Genomic DNA, 14108 nt, shown 5'->3' with positions numbered 1-14108 from the left:
CCGAGGTTGCCGAACAGCTGCTCCAGCACGGTCATTTCCTTGCCGCGCGTCGGCGTCTCGCGATCGACGAATGCGATCTGCTTACCGTCCTTCAGACCATAGCGCTTGATGTCCTTGACGCGACTGTCCTTGTCGAAGGCGATGGCCAGAACCTGCTGGTCGATCAACTCCGGCGCGAGGAAGGCCACCGTCTCGGTTTCACTGGAAATGTAATAATAGACCGTGCCCCAATCGGGGAAAGTGGAAATCGTCGAGGGCGAGCCGAGCAGCGCGTTGACCTGGCCTTCGCTGGACTGGCCGACCTTGATCAGATCCAGCTTCTCCTGCTCGATGGTGATGCCGCGATAGTCCTGTCGCGGCGCGCAGGCGGCAGTCAGCAGCACTGTGGGCAGCAGGATCGAGAGGACAGCGGCAAGACGAAACGACATGCGGAAGACTCGCTATAACGTGGGCCGCATATTATCTTCACGCGCCCCCGAAGGCAAACAGCGCCACCCGGCCGGCGCGTTTTACGAAATAGTGGCAAATGCTTAATCGGCTTATTTCTTTGTTCGCTGGAAAGCAGCACAACCCAGCTGCAGTCGCACTTTACAGGTGCATTGTCGAACAGGCGCGGCAGCCCGATTTCTACACCCACCATGGTGTGCCCGACAGCCTGGATGGCCGCTTCGACATGATCGTGCTGCACACCTTCCTGGTCATGCGCCGCCTGCGTACCATTGCCAGCCAGGCGGCCGGCCACCTCAGCCAGGATCTGTTCGACCTGCTGTTCGCCGACATGGACAGCAATCTGCGGGAAATCGGTGTCGGCGACCTGGGCGTCGGGAAGCGGGTCAAGAAGATGGCCCAGGCCTTCTACGGCCGGGTGGAAGCCTATGAGGCTGGGCTGACGGCGACCGACGACGCCATTCTCACCGACGCCCTGACTCGCAACCTCTACGGCACGACTCAGCCGGCTTTGCCCAACCAGTTGGCCATGGCCGCCTATATGCGTGCTGCCGAGGCCCGACTGGCCGACCAGTCAGAGGCTAAAATTTTGGCGGGAAACGTGTATTTTCCGGCTGCACCGGTCTGACTTTCCGGGCGCTTCCGGCGGTTGACCGCCAACCCGCTACCCCCTATGTTCCGCCGCCTTGGCTGCCGGCCTGTTTTTGACGGTTCGGCGGCCCTGCTGAACGAGGATTTTGCCGTGTCGAAGGACGTACCTGGCAAGGAATTCAGCCATGTCGTCGAAGTCGACCGGATCGGTCCCCAGGGGCTGCAGATGCAGCTGGAGGCCGACCAGGCGGCTCGCACGGCCCTGGCATACCAGCTCAGAATTCTGGGTGTTCTGTCGCTGAAGGCCGATCTGAGGCTGGTTCCCGAGGCTCTGGCCGGGCATTTTCGGCTGACCGGGCAGATCGAAGCCGAGGTGGAGCAGGCCTGCGTGGTGTCGCTGGAACCGGTCCGCCAACGGGTCAGCGAGATGTTTGTCCGCCGTTTTGGCCCCGAGACCGAGGCCAAGCCAGAGGCGGAACTGGGCGAGGGTGAGGCCGAATGGCTTGATCCAGACGCAGACGATCCGCCGGATCCGATTGCCGGCGCCCAGATCGATCTGGGCGCAGTGGTGGCCGAGGAGCTGGCGCTGGGGCTGGATCCCTATCCGCGCAGGCCCGGGGCCGAGGTGCCGGACAGCTACCGCGAGACAGCGGAAGAGGGGAGCAAAATCAGCCCCTTTGCCGCTCTGGCCAAGCTGAAGGCGACGAAAAAGGATTGAGGCGAAAGCGCTTGGCCCCCGGGCGTGCCGAGAGTATATAGGCGGGGATTCTGAGCCGGGCGGGCATGCATGCGAACCGCTTGTGCGAATTGTTGAGAGAGAAGTGTCATGGCTGTTCCGAAGAAGAAGAAGTCGAAGTCCCGCCGCGATCAGGGTCGTTCGCATGACGCGCTGAAGCCCAGCGCGCATATGGAATGCTCGAACTGCGGCGAACTGAAGCGCCCCCATCATGTGTGCGGCGCCTGCGGTCATTACGACGGCCGTGAGGTCGTGGCGAAGACGGCTGCCGCCTGAGCCCGCTCAGGCATCCGTACTGAACGGTTGCAGGCAACGGGATGACCGCGGCCTTAACGATTGCGCTCGACGCCATGGGGGGCGATCACGCCCCCGACGCGGTGATCAAGGGCGCAGCCGCTCTGCTTCCACGCTTTCCGCAAGTGAAGTTCATCCTGTTCGGCGACGCCGCACAGGTCGAACCGCTGTTGCGTAAATTCCCCACGCTGAACGAGCGTAGCGAGCTGCGTCACACTGCTGAGAAGGTGGCGAGCGACGACAAGCCGAGCCAGGCGCTGCGCCGTGGCCGCAATACCAGCATGCGTCTTGCCATCGATGCGGTCGCTAATGGCGAGGCGCAGGCCGTCGTGTCGTCTGGTAATACCGGCGCGCTGATGGCGATGGCGAAATTCGTGCTGCGGACTCTTCCCGGTATTGAACGCCCTGCCATCGCGTCCTTCCTGCCGACGCAGAAGGGCGAAACGGTCGTTCTCGACCTCGGCGCCAATGTCGAATGCGATGCCAGGAACCTCGTGCAGTTCGCCGTCATGGGCGCCAATCTTGCGCATTCCGCGCTGGGCCGGCATCGCCCACGCGTTGGTCTATTGAATGTCGGCGTCGAAGACGTCAAAGGCCATGATGAAGTGAAGGCAGCAGCCGAAATGCTGCGTGCCGTAAACAATCCGCCATTCGAGTTCATCGGCTTTGTCGAAGGCAATGATATCGGCGGCGGCAGCGTCGATGTGATCGTCACAGATGGCTTTACCGGCAATATCGCGCTGAAGACCGTCGAAGGTACTGCGAAATTAATGTCGTCGCTGCTGCGCTCGGCTTTTCAGCGTTCGATCTTCACCAAGATCGGTTATCTCTTCGCCAGCGCCGGGCTGGCGATGCTGCGCGACCGCATGGATCCTCGCTTTTACAACGGCGGCGTGATGCTCGGCCTGAACGGCATCGCCGTAAAGAGCCATGGCGGCACCGACGATGTGGGTTTTGCCTCGGCTCTGGAATTGGCCATCGATATGGCGCAGGATCGCCTGATCGACCGTATCAAGGCTGACTTCGCCGGCGCCTTCGCAGAATCGCTGGCCAAGCAGGCGGCAAACAGCGAAGCGGTCCCGAACGAACAAGAGTCGAGTGCGAGGGCCGGATGATTCGCTCTATTGTGGTGGGATGCGGCAGCTATCTGCCGGAGCGGATTCTGACCAATGCCGATCTCGCCAAGATAGTCGATACGACCGACGAATGGATCGTGGAGCGTAGCGGCATCAAGCAGCGTCATATCGCCGCCGATGGCGAACTGACTTCCGATCTCGCGCTGAAAGCCGCGCAGGCGGCGCTGAAGAATGCAGGGCTCACGGCTGACGATGTCGACCTGATCGTGCTGGCCACGGCGACGCCGGATGAAACCTTCCCGGCAACCGCTTGCCGCGTGCAGAACGGGCTGGGCATGACGCACGGCTTTGCCTTCGACGTGCAGGCGGTGTGCTCCGGTTTCATCTATGCGTTGGCCACGGCCGACAATTTCATCAAGGCAGGGCAGGCGAAGACGGCGCTGGTGATCGGCGCCGAAACATTTTCGCGTATCCTCGACTGGACCGACCGCGCCACCTGCGTGCTGTTTGCCGACGGTGCTGGCGCGCTGGTACTGCAGGCGCAGGACGGCAACGGCAGCAACGACGATCGCGGCATCCTGACCACGCATCTGCATTCCGACGGACGTCACCACGATCTGCTCTATGTCGATGGCGGGCCGTCCAGCACGCAGACCACCGGCAAGCTGCGCATGCTGGGCAAGGAAGTGTTCCGCCATGCTGTGGTCAACCTGGCCGATGTGGTGAAAGAGACGCTGTCGGCCGTGAACATGACGGCCGACCAGATCGACTGGCTGGTGCCGCATCAGGCCAACAAACGGATTATCGACGGCACCGCCCGCAAGCTTGGCCTCGGCACCGAGAAGGTGGTGCTGACGGTCGACCACCACGGCAATACGTCGGCCGCGTCGGTGCCGCTGGCGCTGGCGGAAGCGACCGCCGACGGCCGCATCAGGCCCGGCCAGGTCGTGTTGCTGGAGGCCATGGGCGGCGGTTTCACCTGGGGCAGCGCCCTGGTTCGCTGGTAAGTCCGATTCTGGGTGGGATTTCCGTCCTTTAACCCCGATTCCCGCTTTTTCGTACACCCAAGGTCTTGTTGACGGCCGCTTGGGCTTAAGTTAGCGTCACGGCTATAAAATTTAGAAAAAGGGGCGTGGCGATGAGCGAGAATACCCTGACGCGGGCGCAGCTCAGCGAGGCGATCTATCAGGAAGTTGGCCTGTCGCGCAGCGAATCTGCGCAACTGGTTGAAACTGTTCTGAATGAGATTATCGACAGCCTGATCGCCGACCACATGGTGAAGATCTCCTCTTTTGGTACCTTCCAGGTGCGTTCCAAGGGCGGTCGCATGGGCCGTAACCCGAAAACCGGCCAGGAAGTGCCGATCGATCCGCGCAAGGTGCTGGTTTTCCGCGCTAGCCATGTGCTTAAAGAAAAGATCAACGCCGGCATGCACGCGACAACCCAGCAGGTTAGAAGCGGCTCGTAACCTTCCGTATTTCCTGTATGATCGGGGTCGATGACGACTCCGAGCGAGACACAGGACAAACCCGGTAAAAACAAGACCGACGCCGCCTTCCGCACCATAGGCGAGGTCGCCGAGCAGCTCGGTCTGCCGCAGCATGTGCTGCGTTTCTGGGAAAAGAAATTCCATCAGATCCGTCCGGTGAAGCGCAACGGCGGTCGCCGCTATTACCGTACCGGCGATATTGCGCTGCTCCAGGAAGTCCGGGTCCTGCTGCATGAGCAGGGTTACACCATCAAGGGCGTGCAGAAACTGCTGCGCGAAGGCGGGCTGGCCAAGGCCGTGCGGGCGCGGGGCAGGAAGGCCGAGCCCGCCTCGGAGCCTCCTGTCGCTTCAGGCAAGAAGTCGACATCAGAGCAACGTCAGATTGGCATGCCCTTCGAACTGCTGAACGACATGGGCAACCTGAAACAGGCGCTGAAATCCTGCCTGCTGGAACTCGAAGGCATCCATGCCGACATCGTCTCGCGGCAGAAACGCTGACGTCGCCGCCGCTCACCGCGAGCCGGCATTCATGCTCATTTTCAAAGGGTTTGGCCCGGTTGCGCCGGGGGGAGGCGGTGGCTATAGTGCGCGCCGCTTTGCAAGGCCGCCTGCTTACCCGGCCGCTTCGCAAAGCCCGGTCGGACTGTAGCGCAGCCTGGTAGCGCACTTGTCTGGGGGACAAGGGGTCGTGGGTTCAAATCCCGCCAGTCCGACCAATTCTTCTGCAAATGCTATTCGGCACCATCCTGCTCGTCGGCCAGACGCGGCAGATGCCAGACTTCGTGCTCGACCAGCACGCCAACTTCATCCCACCACCAACGCTCGCTTTCGGCATCAGTGGCGGGCGCGGCGGAGATAACGGTCTCACGGTCTTTCGCTGCGGTCATGGGGTCCTCGCTACTCGCACTTGTTCCCCAGCTCAACGGGGCCCACGGTGGCGCGTTCCTGGGCACCGTTGCATGTCCGCGCTTGAACACAGCGGTGCTGCAGAATGTCACGCTACAACCGAATTTCGAGCTACCCACCACCTATAAGTGTAATGCAATATTAACCATGCCGGCCCTCCACTGATCGTAAGAACAGGCGACAAGCCGGGATGCAGGGGGCGCTGATGTCGGAATTGACCGCTGGACGACCGGGGTTCAGGCAAGGTGACCGGGTCGACTTCGTCGATATCCGGGTCCACGACGGTTTGCTGATCATCGAGATCGGTGGCGCGCCGGATACCGCGAAGGTGCTGAGCGGATTGCAGGCGGGCTATGAAAGCGGCTGGATCCGTACCGACATGCCGACGCTGGTGGATGTTTCGGACTTCCATGGCAAGATCGACTGGTCAGCCATCAAGCGTATGAGCGAACTTGCGGCCTGGGGCGGCGCTCGCGTCGCCTATATCAGCCCCGACCGTTTCTTCGCCTTCGTGATCAAGGCCGTGAGTATCCTGTTTCCGCGCGCGCTACATCGGCTGTTCTCGGATCGGCGCTCTGCGCTGCTCTGGCTGCAGGCGCCCCAAACGCACTAGCGGCCTCACCAGCAGCCACTTGATTTTCAAGGGTTTTCGATAGTCGGGCAGGGGGCAGCACAGGCCTCCGATACTTGCAATTGGAGCATCGGCGGCTATAGTCCGCCTCTCGCGTCGCGCGGCCCCCGATTGTCGGCTGGGCTGCTGCGGCCCCAATCATCGACAGGGAGTTTTTCATGCTGATTTCCGAGGCCTACGCGCAGGTTGGTGGTGGCACCACCGACATGCTGACCTCGCTGCTGCCGCTGGTCCTGATCTTCGTCGTCTTCTATTTCCTGCTGATCCGTCCGCAGCAGAAAAAGATGAAAGACCACAAGGCGATGATCGAAGCCGTGCGTCGTGGCGACATCGTCACCACTGCCGGCGGCATCATCGGCAAGGTTCTCAAGGTGCAGGAAGACGGCCTCGTTCAGGTCGAGATCGCCGAAGGCGTGAAGGTGAAGGTGCTGAAGGGCACCATCGGCGAAGTCCGCGCCAAGGGCGGCGACGTCGAGGACGAAGACAAGTCCGAAGCCAAGGCTGGCTGATTGCCGCATACGGACGGCGCCCGCGCGGCGTCGTCCGCTTTTCACTGCCTGAATGATGTGACTATCCGATGATGTACTTCGCGCCCTGGAAGATCGCGCTGATCGCTCTGGCCTGTCTGGCCAGCGTGATCTTCAGCATCCCGAGCTTTTTCCCGGCTGCCACGGTGGCGACCTGGCCCAACTGGCTGCCCAAGCGCCAGGTCAGCCTTGGCCTCGATCTGCGCGGTGGCGCACATCTGCTGCTGGAGGTCGATACCTCCGTGGTGCTGCGCGAACGTCTGGAAGCGCTGGTCGAAGGCGCCCGCAATGAACTGCGCCAGGCCCGTATCGGCTACACCAATCTGAGCATCTCCGGCACCAACAGCGTCGTCGTGCGTCTGCGCGATGCGTCGCAGACCGAGCAGGCCCGTCAGTTGCTGATCAAACTGGCAATGCCAGTGCAGAGCACGTCCGGCCTAGGTTTCGGCAGCGGCCCGGTCGACATGGATCTGACCGGTACACCCGATGGCCAGCTGCGTATGACGTTGTCCGAGCCCGCCCTGCTGGAGCGGGCGCGCAACGCAGTGACCCAATCGATTGAAATCGTACGCCGCCGCATCGACCAGACCGGTGTGTCCGAACCCACCATCCAGCGCCAGGGCGCCGACCGCATCCTGGTGCAACTGCCCGGCATCGATGATCCCGAGCGTATCAAGCGCCTGCTCGGTACCACTGCGAAGCTGACCTTCCGCATGGTGGATGTCGGTGCCGATCCGAATGCCCCGGCACCGCCGGGGTCGGAAATCCTTCAGGGCGACGGCGCACGCGCCGAACGCTATGTCGTGAAGCGCAAGGTCGAAGTCGCCGGCGACAACCTTGTCGATGCGCAGGCCGGCTACGACCAGCGCGGCGGCATTCCGGTGGTGAACTTCCGCTTCGACACTGTCGGCGGCAAGCGGTTTGCCGAAATCACCCAGCAGGCCGTCGGCCAGCCTTTCGCCATCGTACTCGACAACAAGGTGCTGAGCGCGCCAACGATCCGCGAACCGATCCTCGGTGGCTCGGGCCAGATCAGCGGCAATTTCACAACTGCCTCTGCCAACGACCTTGCCGTGCTGCTGCGTGCCGGCGCGCTGCCTGCACCGCTCAAAGTCGTGGAAGAGCGCACTGTCGGGCCTGATCTCGGTGAGGATTCGATCCGCGCCGGCCTGATCTCGATCGCCGCCGCTGCGGTGCTGGTGGTGATTTACATGGTGCTCGCTTACGGCCTGTTCGGCCTGTTCGCCAATGTAGCGCTGATCGTCAACCTGGTGATGACACTGGCCGCCATGTCGCTGCTGCAGGCGACGCTGACGCTGCCGGGCATCGCCGGTCTTCTGCTCACGCTAGGCATGTCGGTGGACGCCAACGTGCTGATCAACGAGCGCATCCGTGAAGAAACCAAACTCGGCAAGTCGCCGATGGCGGCGATGTCGGCGGGCTTCAGCCGTGCCTTCAGCACCATTGTCGACGCCAACGTCACCACGCTGATCAAGATGGCGCTGCTCTACGCGCTGGGCTCCGGCACGGTGAAGGGCTTCGCCGTCACGATCTCGATCGGCATTCTCACCTCGATGTTCACTGCTACCGTGCTGGTTCGCCTGATGATGGTGACATGGCTACGGCAGCGCCGGCCGACCCTGCTGCCGGTGTAAGGAGACGGGCATGTACAAACTCCGCCTGATTCCGGACAATACCAACTATCCGTTCATGAAGGGCCGCATCGTCGGCTTGGGCATGTCGGCCTTCCTGTCGGTCATTTCGATCATCCTGTTCTTCCATCCGGGCCTGAATTACGGCATCGACTTCAAGGGCGGCATCGTGATCGAAGCCCGCCTACAGCAGCCGGCCGATTTTCCGGCCCTGCGCAACCTGATCGGCAATCTCGATCTCGGCCATGCAGCCCTGCAGCAGTTCGGTTCGCCGAATGACGTGCTGATCCGCCTGGAACGTCAGGGCAGCGAAGACGCTGCCGCCCAGCGTGCTGCCGACAAGGTGCGTGCCTCGCTGCAGCAGGCCTATCCGGGTACGGAAATCCGCCGCGTCGAAGCCGTGGGTGCCAGCGTATCCGAGGGCCTGTTCCGCGACGGTATGATGGCGATGGGCCTGGCCATGGTCGCCATGCTGATCTACATCTGGTTCCGCTTTGAATGGCAGTTCGGCGTCGGCGCCATCGCAACGCTGGTGCTCGACGTCACCAAGACGATCGGCTTCTACGTCATCACCGATATCCAGTTCAATCTGGTCGCAATCGCGGCCGTGCTGACCATCATGGGCTTCTCGGTCAACGACAAGGTCGTGGTTTATGACCGTGTGCGCGAGAACCTGCGCAAGTACAAGGCCATGACGCTGCGTCAGCTGATCGACAAAAGCATCAACGAAACGCTGAACCGCACGGTGAACACCTCGATCACGGTGTTCCTTTCCACGCTGCCGCTCGCCTTGTTCGGCGGTGAAGCGGTGAGCGAGTTCGCCATCGTGCTGCTGTTCGGCATTGTGCTGGCGACCTCGTCATCGATCTTCATTGCCGCGCCGATCCTGCTGTTCCTCGGCGAGAACCGGCTGCGCCGCGGTCAGCCTTCGGAGCAGCCCGAGGCCAAGGCGGCCGCCCAACGGCCGTAATCGGTCCGTAAATCAATCGCAGGAGGCAGGTATGGACCTGCTGCCACGCATTCCCGCCGATCGCCAGGTGATCAACGCCTATGGCGACGGCGGCTTCCGCATCAGCGGCAAACACTGGACGGAGTCCGTGCTGGTCTTTCCCGGCCAGACGCTGTCCTGGGGCATCGCCGATATCGCGCAGATCAGCATGGCGTCACTGGAGCCAGCCTTCGGCATGGGGCCCGCGGTGGAACTGCTGCTGCTCGGCTGCGGGCCGAACATGGTGTTCATCAACAAGGCGCTGCGCGCCGAGATCCGGGCGCGCGGCCTGGTGATCGAGACGCTGGATACCGGCGCCGCCTGTCGCACCTATAATTTGCTGATGGGCGAGGGCCGTCGCGTCGCCGCCGCACTGATCCCGGTCTAATTGCAATCTCTTAGGACAATAAAAAAGGGCGGCCCCTCAGCCGCCCTTTGTCGTTGTGCTGATGCGCCGGCTTACCAGGCGCCGCCATTCTGTTGTGCCACCATGCAGTAGAGCATGGGCAGCGACAGCATGAAGTTGGTGCGCGAGGCCAGCATGCCGAAGCGGGCCGCTTTCGCTTTGGCCGCGTCGTCGGCCGGCACAATGCCGAGCGCCTTCTTCTGGTTCGGCCAGATCACGAACCAGACATTGGCGGCCATGAACAGGCCGAGCCACATGCCGATGCCGATCGTACGGCTGCCTTCCTGCAGCGCCAGGGCCTGATGGCCGTAACCATTGAGGCCGGACAGGATCAGACCGGTGACAACCGTAGCCACCGCCGACCAGCGGAACCAGAACAGCGCTTCGGGAGCGATGAACTTGCCGATAGCAGGCTTCAGTTCAGCCGGAAGCTTCGGGGCAACCGGGATCTGCACGAAATTGAAATACCACAGCAGGCCGATCCACAGGATGCCGGAGAGAACGTGCAGCCAACGGAAGAAGAAGCTGAGGAAGGCTGCATCGAAGCTGCGATGCACGAGGAAGAAGACGATCAGGGCAAGCACGACGCCCGCGCCGAGCGCCTTGTAGAGGTTTTCCAAAATCTTTGCCATGATGCCGATCCTTGTTGTTCTTGTTCAGGCTGAGCAGAAGATGCTTGGACTGACCACGTTGATCCGCAACGCACCCTCATTGAATGGAGGGCAGGGGAAGGACGAATCAGCCACCGTGTCATCTTGCATCAGCCTGATTCGCAGGGGTGAGGCTATCATAAAACCCCATAGCGACAAGCAATCATCCCGGATTCGCGCGGTTTCCGAATGAGCGAAACGCCTGCAGACCAGTGCGGGCGCGACTTGCGCCGGCTTGATCCGGACCGCTGGTTGACCGCGTTGTTCGCACCGGATGCGTCGCGTCCCGGCCTGTTCGCGTTGTACGCGTTCAACGCCGAGATCGCGCGGGCACGCGAAAGCGTCAGCCAGCCGATGATCGGCCAGATTCGCCTGCAATGGTGGCGCGAAGCCTGGGAGGGCATTGCTGCCGGCAAGCCGCGCCAGCATCCGGTGGTACTGGCCTTGCACGAACATTGTCGTGATCTCGATCAGTCTGTCGTTATGGCGCTGATCGATGCGCGCGAGCGCGACATGGAAGATGCGTGTTTCGCTGATCTGGCTGCGCTGACCGATTATGCGCGTGCCACGTCGGTGCCACTGATGAAGCTTGCCCTGCAGCAGTTGAATGCGCAGGCCAACGGTGCCGTGGTCGATGCCGCGGGTACGGCCTACGCGCTGACCGGCATTCTGCGCGCCGCACCGCATCTGCTGGCGCAGCAGCGTGTACTGCTGCCGCTGGATCTGCTGGCTGCACAGGGGCTTACTCCTGAAGCGGCTTATCAGATCGAGGCGGGAACCGCGCTGCGGCCAGTCTTTACCCAAATCGCGACAGAGGCTGAAATCCAGCTGAACCGCGCGCGTCAGCAAAAAATCGTACGCGCCGCGCTGCCGGCCTTATTGCCGGCGACGCTCGCCGGATTGGCGCTCAAGGCATTGCGGCGAAACAACCATGATCCAGTGGCCGCGGAAACGGCGATCACGCCGCTGAAGCGCCAGATGGCCTTGCTCTGGGCCAGCCTGCGCGGGCGATTTTAACCGCACCGATCTATTGGCTGAAGGTCCGGGCGAGGCCGGTCGGGATATCGATCGGCTCGACACCCAACCGATGGCGCATGTCGTCGATGGGGAAGGTCTTGTTCTCGCTCAGGCGGCGCACTTCATCGATTCTGATCGTCGGAATGCCGGGAACGACGGCGGTCAAAGCTGCGATTGCCTGCAAGGCAAAACTGGGCAAGGGCAGCACGACGGGTGACTTCCCGATAGCGCGGCCCACAGCCTGTACCAGATCTCGATAGGCAATCGCCTGTGGGCCGGCGACGACAATCGGTTTGCCAAGCACATCGTCACGCTGCAAGGCGGCCTCGATACAGGACACAACGTCATCGCTGTGGATCGGCTGCATCAGCGTGGCGCCGCCGCCTGGCAGCGGTACGGCACCGAATTTTCGGATATAGGCGGCGATGCGCTGTACGTTGGCGTCGATAGGTCCGCCATAGATCATGGTTGGATGCAGTACCACGCCGGGAATGCCGCTGGCGGCCAGTGCCGCGATGACCTGCTTCTGCATCTCAATCTGGTGGTTGGAATAACGGCTGAATATCCGCGTCGAGCCCATCATGACGACGCGCTTCACGGACGCGGGCAGTGCTTCCACCACGGTGCCGCCATCATGCGCCTGCACGCAGGACACAACATATTCCGCATCGCGCAATGCCTGCTTCAGGCTGCCCGGTTGTTCGAGATCGAAATGCCGCGCCTCGACCCGCTGTTCGGGCGTCAGTGCGTCGAGCCGGCGGGCAAGAGGGATGACCTTGCGTCCACGGCCGGCCAGCCGGCGCATCAGGTTCTGGCCCAGCTTGCTGGTCGCGCCGACGATGGTGACCGGGCTTTCAGTCATGCGGCGGCGGCCGTCGCTCCCGTCAGCCAGGAGGCCAGATCGCGCAATGCACGGCGACTCAGGGCAGGTTTGCGCTCGTTGCGCGGCACGTCTGCACCGACCGGCGGAAAAAGACCGAAATTTACATTCATCGGCTGGAAGTGCTTCGCATCCGTGCCGCCAGTGAGATGGCTGTGCAATGCGCCCAGCGCCGTGGTCGGCGGCGGTGGACTCTGTTCGCTGCCCAAACGCTGCGCAGCGGCCATGCGGCCGGCGAGAAGCCCGATGGCGGTGCTTTCGACATAGCCTTCCACGCCGGTAACCTGGCCAGCGAACCGCAGGCCCGGCATCGCCTTCAGACGCAGCTGACTGTCGAGCAGCTTGGGCGAGTTCAGGAAGGTGTTGCGATGAATGCCGCCAAGCCGCGCGAATTGTGCATTCTCCAAGCCCGGGATCATGCGGAAGATCCGGGTCTGCTCGGCATATTTCATCTTGGTCTGGAAGCCGACCATGTTGAACAGCGTGCCGAGCTTGTTGTCCTGCCGGAGCTGCACAACGGCGTAGGGTTTGCGGCCAGTGCGCGGATCGGTCAGGCCAACCGGTTTCATTGGACCGAAGGTGAGCGTGCGCGGGCCGCGTTCGGCCATCACTTCGATGGGTAAGCAGCCCTCGAAATAGGGCGTGTTCTTTTCCCATTCCTTGAATTCCGTCTTCTCCGCGGCCAGCAGCGCCGCGTGGAATTCGAGGTAATTCGGCTTCTCGAAGGGGCAGTTGATATAGTCGGCACCTTCGCCCTGTTCACCGGCGCCACCAGGCCCCACCTTGTCATAGCGCGACTGGAACCAGGCCTTGTCCATGTCGATGCTGTCGCGATGCACGATCGGTGCAATCGCATCGAAGAAGGCGAGGCTTTGTTCGCCGGTCAGGGTACGCACGGCATCGGCCAACGCCGGCGAGGTGAGCGGGCCGGTTGCCACAATCACATTGTCCCATTCCGTCGGCGGCAAGCCGGCGATCTCTTCACGACGCAGCTCGATCAGCGGATGAGCTTCGATGACGCTCTGCACTTCCGCGGAGAACACATCGCGATCCACCGCCAAGGCACCACCCGCTGGCACCTTGGCGACATCGGCGGCCCGCATGATCAGCGAATTGCAACGCCGTAGCTCTTCATGAAGGAGTCCGACGGCATTGCCTTCGACATCATCGGAGCGGAACGAGTTCGAGCAGACCAGTTCGGCCAGCCCTTCGCCCTGATGGGCGTCCGTTTTGCGCACCGGGCGCATCTCATGCAGCACCACGGGCACCCCGGCGCTGGCGATCTGCCAGGCGGCCTCAGAACCGGCCAGGCCGCCGCCGATGACGTGAATGGGCTTAATCTGCGTCATGTACCATCTCCTCGAGCGCGGCGACGCTGTCGGCGCTCAGAACCTTCATTGCCACGGCTTGACTGAAACCGCGGCGGGCAAGTGCCCCCAGATCCTTCTGTCGCATTTCGGCGCGCTGCGTCGGATCGCCGCGATAGGGACCGAGCTTACGCTTGCGGGCGAAAGCCGCTGCTGCCGGCAGGTCTGAAACCGGGGTTGTCGATTCAGCCGCAAGCCGCTCCAGCGCCGCATCGGCATCTTCCTTGCCGATGCCTTTGACCGCAAGGGTCTGTCGGATACGGCCGAGCGATTTGCCCTCGGCATACAGCCGCCGGACACGGCCGATCGCATAGGCCTGATCGTCCAGCAGCTTACTACGTTGCAGTTTGGCGATCAGTTCCGCGACCCATCCGGCGGCTTCCTCTTTGGTCGGCGCGCCATGTTCGCGGATCGAGCTGCTGATCTTACGGTCCAGCACCCGGCGGAGATT

Annotated in this window: 19 protein-coding genes and 1 tRNA gene; 14 read left to right on the top strand and 6 right to left on the bottom strand. The window is 62.4% G+C overall.

What is annotated here, in order from left to right:
- On the bottom strand, window positions 1-428 hold a 428-nt coding region (locus tag CTR53_RS19005), incomplete at its 3' end, for an outer membrane protein assembly factor BamE (RefSeq protein WP_290817220.1).
- A gap of 98 nt (window positions 429-526) precedes the next feature.
- Here CTR53_RS19005 and CTR53_RS19000 point away from each other — a divergent pair.
- The 8 genes from CTR53_RS19000 to CTR53_RS18965 all read left to right on the top strand — a co-directional run bounded on the left by CTR53_RS19000 (window position 527) and on the right by CTR53_RS18965 (window position 5349).
- Complete coding sequence (locus CTR53_RS19000; protein WP_290817218.1) at window positions 527-1075, top strand: ubiquinol-cytochrome C chaperone family protein; 549 nt, start codon at window positions 527-529, stop codon at window positions 1073-1075.
- Window positions 1076-1096: 21 nt separating this feature from the next.
- A complete protein-coding gene (locus CTR53_RS18995) occupies window positions 1097-1756 on the top strand; it encodes a DUF177 domain-containing protein (protein ID WP_290817215.1) in 660 nt (219 codons plus the stop codon).
- A 108-nt stretch (window positions 1757-1864) separates the two neighbouring features.
- The gene (rpmF, locus tag CTR53_RS18990; protein WP_144069774.1) at window positions 1865-2050 is read left to right on the top strand and encodes a 50S ribosomal protein L32; all 186 of its coding nucleotides are present in this window, start codon (window positions 1865-1867) and stop codon (window positions 2048-2050) included.
- Window positions 2051-2091: 41 nt separating this feature from the next.
- Window positions 2092-3183 carry a phosphate acyltransferase PlsX gene (plsX, locus tag CTR53_RS18985; RefSeq protein WP_290817211.1) on the top strand — a complete coding sequence of 364 codons (1092 nt, stop codon included), beginning with the start codon at window positions 2092-2094 and terminating at the stop codon, window positions 3181-3183.
- Window positions 3180-4151 carry a beta-ketoacyl-ACP synthase III gene (locus CTR53_RS18980; RefSeq protein ID WP_290817207.1) on the top strand — a complete coding sequence of 324 codons (972 nt, stop codon included), beginning with the start codon at window positions 3180-3182 and terminating at the stop codon, window positions 4149-4151. Before plsX ends, CTR53_RS18980 begins: the two co-directional genes overlap by 4 nt.
- Window positions 4152-4282: 131 nt before the next feature.
- A complete protein-coding gene (locus CTR53_RS18975) occupies window positions 4283-4612 on the top strand; it encodes an integration host factor subunit alpha (RefSeq protein WP_290817246.1) in 330 nt (109 codons plus the stop codon).
- A gap of 30 nt (window positions 4613-4642) precedes the next feature.
- Window positions 4643-5131, top strand: a complete 489-nt coding sequence (locus CTR53_RS18970; RefSeq protein ID WP_290817204.1) for a MerR family transcriptional regulator — start codon at window positions 4643-4645, stop codon at window positions 5129-5131.
- 141 nt (window positions 5132-5272) lie between these two features.
- Window positions 5273-5349 (top strand) — tRNA-Pro (locus CTR53_RS18965).
- A 15-nt stretch (window positions 5350-5364) separates the two neighbouring features.
- On the opposite strand, the gene CTR53_RS18960 is transcribed toward CTR53_RS18965, so the two are convergent.
- Entirely contained in the window at window positions 5365-5520 is a 156-nt protein-coding gene (locus CTR53_RS18960; protein ID WP_290817201.1) for a hypothetical protein, read from the bottom strand.
- 224 nt (window positions 5521-5744) lie between these two features.
- Here CTR53_RS18960 and CTR53_RS18955 point away from each other — a divergent pair, with 224 nt between their 5' ends.
- The 5 genes from CTR53_RS18955 (at window position 5745) to CTR53_RS18935 (ending at window position 9725) form a co-directional block, all read left to right on the top strand.
- Complete coding sequence (locus tag CTR53_RS18955; RefSeq protein ID WP_290817198.1) at window positions 5745-6152, top strand: hypothetical protein; 408 nt, start codon at window positions 5745-5747, stop codon at window positions 6150-6152.
- A 176-nt stretch (window positions 6153-6328) separates the two neighbouring features.
- Window positions 6329-6679, top strand: a complete 351-nt coding sequence (gene yajC / locus CTR53_RS18950; RefSeq protein WP_290817196.1) for a preprotein translocase subunit YajC — start codon at window positions 6329-6331, stop codon at window positions 6677-6679.
- 68 nt (window positions 6680-6747) lie between these two features.
- The gene (secD, locus tag CTR53_RS18945) at window positions 6748-8352 is read left to right on the top strand and encodes a protein translocase subunit SecD (RefSeq protein WP_290817193.1); all 1605 of its coding nucleotides are present in this window, start codon (window positions 6748-6750) and stop codon (window positions 8350-8352) included.
- Window positions 8353-8362: 10 nt separating this feature from the next.
- Window positions 8363-9319, top strand: coding sequence for a protein translocase subunit SecF (gene secF / locus CTR53_RS18940; RefSeq protein WP_290817190.1), 957 nt, complete (start codon window positions 8363-8365; stop codon window positions 9317-9319).
- A gap of 31 nt (window positions 9320-9350) precedes the next feature.
- On the top strand, window positions 9351-9725 hold the full coding sequence (locus tag CTR53_RS18935; protein WP_290817187.1) for an Mth938-like domain-containing protein: 375 nt from the start codon (window positions 9351-9353) through the stop codon (window positions 9723-9725).
- Window positions 9726-9796: 71 nt separating this feature from the next.
- On the opposite strand, the gene CTR53_RS18930 is transcribed toward CTR53_RS18935, so the two are convergent.
- Window positions 9797-10375, bottom strand: a complete 579-nt coding sequence (locus CTR53_RS18930) for a urate hydroxylase PuuD (RefSeq protein WP_290817184.1) — start codon at window positions 10373-10375, stop codon at window positions 9797-9799.
- Between the two features lie 207 nt (window positions 10376-10582).
- Here CTR53_RS18930 and CTR53_RS18925 point away from each other — a divergent pair, with 207 nt between their 5' ends.
- Entirely contained in the window at window positions 10583-11410 is an 828-nt protein-coding gene (locus CTR53_RS18925) for a squalene/phytoene synthase family protein (protein WP_290817181.1), read from the top strand.
- Window positions 11411-11420: 10 nt separating this feature from the next.
- Here the strand turns inward: CTR53_RS18925 and CTR53_RS18920 are convergent, their stop codons facing one another.
- The 3 genes from CTR53_RS18920 to CTR53_RS18910 form a co-directional block, all read right to left on the bottom strand.
- Window positions 11421-12272, bottom strand: coding sequence for an SDR family oxidoreductase (locus tag CTR53_RS18920; RefSeq protein ID WP_290817178.1), 852 nt, complete (start codon window positions 12270-12272; stop codon window positions 11421-11423).
- Window positions 12269-13639, bottom strand: coding sequence for a methylenetetrahydrofolate--tRNA-(uracil(54)-C(5))-methyltransferase (FADH(2)-oxidizing) TrmFO (gene trmFO, locus CTR53_RS18915; RefSeq protein ID WP_290817176.1), 1371 nt, complete (start codon window positions 13637-13639; stop codon window positions 12269-12271). The genes CTR53_RS18920 and trmFO overlap by 4 nt, the downstream gene beginning before the upstream one ends.
- A partial coding sequence (locus CTR53_RS18910; protein ID WP_290817174.1) for a RecX family transcriptional regulator occupies window positions 13626-14108 on the bottom strand: 483 nt, incomplete at its 5' end. The genes trmFO and CTR53_RS18910, both read right to left, overlap by 14 nt.

Source organism: Ferrovibrio sp. (assembly GCF_002796975.1).
GTDB lineage: Bacteria > Pseudomonadota > Alphaproteobacteria > Ferrovibrionales > Ferrovibrionaceae > Ferrovibrio.
Note: the sequence above shows the minus strand (reverse complement) of the source record. Positions and strands in the feature narration are given on the sequence as shown.

Bases quoted from the DNA above. Each gene is read 5' to 3' on its own strand.
- CTR53_RS18920 (WP_290817178.1), bottom strand. From the start codon at position 12,272: ATGACTGAAAGCCCGGTCACCATCGTCGGCGCGACCAGCAAGCTGGGC.
- secF (WP_290817190.1), top strand. From the start codon at position 8,363: ATGTACAAACTCCGCCTGATTCCGGACAATACCAACTATCCGTTCATG.
- CTR53_RS18935 (WP_290817187.1), top strand. From the start codon at position 9,351: ATGGACCTGCTGCCACGCATTCCCGCCGATCGCCAGGTGATCAACGCC.
- CTR53_RS18975 (WP_290817246.1), top strand. From the start codon at position 4,283: ATGAGCGAGAATACCCTGACGCGGGCGCAGCTCAGCGAGGCGATCTAT.
- CTR53_RS18925 (WP_290817181.1), top strand. From the start codon at position 10,583: ATGAGCGAAACGCCTGCAGACCAGTGCGGGCGCGACTTGCGCCGGCTT.
- CTR53_RS18960 (WP_290817201.1), bottom strand. From the start codon at position 5,520: ATGACCGCAGCGAAAGACCGTGAGACCGTTATCTCCGCCGCGCCCGCC.
- CTR53_RS18980 (WP_290817207.1), top strand. From the start codon at position 3,180: ATGATTCGCTCTATTGTGGTGGGATGCGGCAGCTATCTGCCGGAGCGG.
- CTR53_RS19000 (WP_290817218.1), top strand. From the start codon at position 527: ATGCTTAATCGGCTTATTTCTTTGTTCGCTGGAAAGCAGCACAACCCA.
- rpmF (WP_144069774.1), top strand. From the start codon at position 1,865: ATGGCTGTTCCGAAGAAGAAGAAGTCGAAGTCCCGCCGCGATCAGGGT.
- CTR53_RS18955 (WP_290817198.1), top strand. From the start codon at position 5,745: ATGTCGGAATTGACCGCTGGACGACCGGGGTTCAGGCAAGGTGACCGG.
- yajC (WP_290817196.1), top strand. From the start codon at position 6,329: ATGCTGATTTCCGAGGCCTACGCGCAGGTTGGTGGTGGCACCACCGAC.
- secD (WP_290817193.1), top strand. From the start codon at position 6,748: ATGATGTACTTCGCGCCCTGGAAGATCGCGCTGATCGCTCTGGCCTGT.
- CTR53_RS18970 (WP_290817204.1), top strand. From the start codon at position 4,643: ATGACGACTCCGAGCGAGACACAGGACAAACCCGGTAAAAACAAGACC.
- CTR53_RS18930 (WP_290817184.1), bottom strand. From the start codon at position 10,375: ATGGCAAAGATTTTGGAAAACCTCTACAAGGCGCTCGGCGCGGGCGTC.
- plsX (WP_290817211.1), top strand. From the start codon at position 2,092: ATGACCGCGGCCTTAACGATTGCGCTCGACGCCATGGGGGGCGATCAC.
- trmFO (WP_290817176.1), bottom strand. From the start codon at position 13,639: ATGACGCAGATTAAGCCCATTCACGTCATCGGCGGCGGCCTGGCCGGT.